Raw genomic sequence first — 2,508 nt, 5'->3', positions numbered from 1 at the left:
GTCCAGCGGACGGGCGGGCGCCTCCGCGCCCGGCCACGCCGCCTCGACCAGCACCTCGGCGGGGACCGGCCGACCCGCCTCGACGAGGAGAGTGGACAGCACCGCCCGCAGCGCGCGGTCACGCAATGGTTCCTCGGCGCCGCGCCTGTCGAGCTGGAGCGGGCCGAGAACCCGCACGAGGATGTGATCCGGGCCCTTCACACCGCCATCGTGGGCCGCTACCGGGAGGTACTCCACTCGGGAAGCGGCTGAGACGGGTGAATTACCGCGACCGGTTCACAGTTTGCGCAGCCGTACCCGGTTGATGGAGTGGTCGGCGTCCTTGCGCAGCACCAGAGTCGACCGGGGGCGGGTCGGCCGGATGTTCTCCATCAGGTTCGGCTCGTTGATCGTCTTCCACAGGTGCAGCGCCTCGGCGGTGGCCTCGGTGTCGTCGAGGCCCGCGAAGTGGTGGAAGTGCGAGGACGGGTCGGCGAAGGCGGTGTGCCGCAGTTCGAGGAACCGCTCGACGTACCAGCGCTCGATGTCGGCGGTGTGCGCATCCACGTAGATCGAGAAGTCGAACAGGTCCGACACGGTCAGGCTCGGACCGGGCTGCAACACGTTGAGCCCTTCGAGGATGAGGATGTCGGGCTGGCGCACGACCTGCTCCTGGCCGGGCAGGATGTCGTAGGCCAGGTGCGAGTACACCGGCGCCCTGACCTCCTCGGCGCCGGACTTCACCTCGGTCACGAACCGCAGCAGCGCGCGGCGGTCGTAGCTTTCCGGGAAGCCCTTGCGGTGCATGATGCCGCGGCGCACCAGCTCCTCGCGCGGGTGCAGGAACCCGTCCGTGGTGACCAGGTCCACCCTCGGGTGGTCCGGCCAGCGGGCGAGCAGGGTGCGCAGGATGCGCGCGGTGGTGGACTTGCCGACCGCCACGCTGCCCGCGACGCCGATCACGAAGGGCACCTTCGTACCCCGCGTGTCCTCCCCGAGGAAGGTCGTGGTCGCCTCGTAGAGCCGCTGGCGGGCGGCGACCTGGAGGTTGATCAGCCGGGACAGCGGCAGGAACACCTCCGCGACCTCGGTGAGGTCGATCTTCTCACCGAGCCCGCGCAGCCGCGTCAGTTCCTCGGCGGTCAGCGGCAAGGGGGTCGCTCTGCGTAACTCCCGCCACTGGTCGCGCTGGAGTTCGACGTAAGGACTGCGCTCCCGGACCCGTGGCATTCGCTCACTCCTCGCCCGTCGATGGGCCGGTGTCGGACACCTGCACTTCACGCGCACTCAACGGTAAGTCGTCGGCGAGGCAGACGCGCTGTGACGTTGTGCACCCACGACGGTGGCCCGCGTTCGCGACCGTGCGCCTCGCCACATCGAACGGGGCGGCACCGGGGGCGATCAGCGGCCCAGGAAGACCTCGTCCCACGCCGCGGCGACCTGCCGCGCACACGTGGCGGGCGACACCCCGCCGACGCCGGTGCCCAGACCGGGCATCCCGATCGTGCTCACCACGTCGCGGAACCGGGTGCCGTGCTCGAACTGCCCGTCCCGCCACAGCAGGAACACCGCCCGCGCGGCCAGGTACGGGTGCACGGTGTCGTCGGGCAGCACCTCGCCCGGTTCGCGCATCGTCGGTGCGCTGATCAGCCACTCCGGCACCGGCTCGCCGGTCGGTACCACGACGGCTTCCCCGATCGGCAGCTCGCCGCCGTGGTAGGCCAGCACCGTGCTGCGCACCTGCTGTTCGATGCCCGGGAAGGTCCGCGCGTACACCGCGTCGATACCGCCCCGCATCCAGCCGTGCGAGTTGGCGGGGCTGACCACGGCCTGGGCGCGCACCTCGAGCACGGAGCCGTGGTGCACCCGCACCGGCCCGGTCACCGACTCGCGGACCGACTGCCACGCCCTCACGAGCGGTTCCTCGAGGGCGCACAACACGAGCTCCGGAGTAGCCGACGGTGTCACCGCGCCTGATCCGTTCCCTGTGTGCGTGCCTGATTCGGCGGTCACGACACCAGCATGACAAAAAAGCCGAAAGGGGGTAACCGCCGCCCCTACCGGCTGTGCGGGTGAGGATCGTCTCACCGTGGCGGCCGCGTAGCCTCTGCCCCATGTCACGGATCGCCTTCTTCGGGCCGCACGGGACGTTCACCGAGCAGGCCGCACGCGAACTCGGACCCGGTGCGCGGCTCGTTCCCGCCGAGACGATCCCGGCCGCCCTGGCCGCCGTGCGCGGGGGCGAGGCGGAGCACGCCTGCGTGCCGGTGGAGAACTCCGTCGAGGGCCCGGTCACCGCGACGCTGGACGGCCTGGCCGAGGGCGATCCGCTCGTGGCCGTGGCCGAGGCACTGTTGCCGGTGCACTTCGCCGTGCTCGTGGGCGCCGGAGTGGAGACGGTGCGCACGGTGGCCAGCCACCCGCACGCGCTCGCGCAGGTGCGGCACTGGCTGGAGTACAACCTGCCCGAGGCGCGGACGGTGGCCGCCCCGTCCACGGCCGCCGCCGCCGTCGCCGTGGAGCGGGGTG

At 71.5% G+C, this 2,508-nt stretch carries 4 protein-coding genes; 1 reads left to right on the top strand and 3 read right to left on the bottom strand.

Annotated elements, in window-relative coordinates; genetic code table 11:
• The 3 genes from SACSA_RS25645 to SACSA_RS0103405 all read right to left on the bottom strand — a co-directional run.
• Nucleotides 1-201: hypothetical protein (locus SACSA_RS25645; protein ID WP_198008932.1), on the bottom strand; the 201-nt coding region annotated here is incomplete at its 3' end.
• A 75-nt stretch (nt 202-276) separates the two neighbouring features.
• Nucleotides 277-1,209, bottom strand: coding sequence for a type I pantothenate kinase (gene coaA, locus SACSA_RS0103410; RefSeq protein ID WP_019813513.1), 933 nt, complete (start codon nt 1,207-1,209; stop codon nt 277-279).
• Between the two features lie 171 nt (nt 1,210-1,380).
• Nucleotides 1,381-1,992, bottom strand: coding sequence for a macro domain-containing protein (locus SACSA_RS0103405; protein WP_028661492.1), 612 nt, complete (start codon nt 1,990-1,992; stop codon nt 1,381-1,383).
• 101 nt (nt 1,993-2,093) lie between these two features.
• Here SACSA_RS0103405 and SACSA_RS0103400 point away from each other — a divergent pair.
• The coding region (locus SACSA_RS0103400; protein WP_019813509.1) for a prephenate dehydratase at nt 2,094-2,508 on the top strand (415 nt) is incomplete at its 3' end.

The organism is Saccharomonospora saliphila YIM 90502, assembly GCF_000383795.1.
Taxonomy (GTDB): domain Bacteria; phylum Actinomycetota; class Actinomycetes; order Mycobacteriales; family Pseudonocardiaceae; genus Saccharomonospora; species Saccharomonospora saliphila.
Note: the sequence above shows the minus strand (reverse complement) of the source record. Positions and strands in the feature narration are given on the sequence as shown.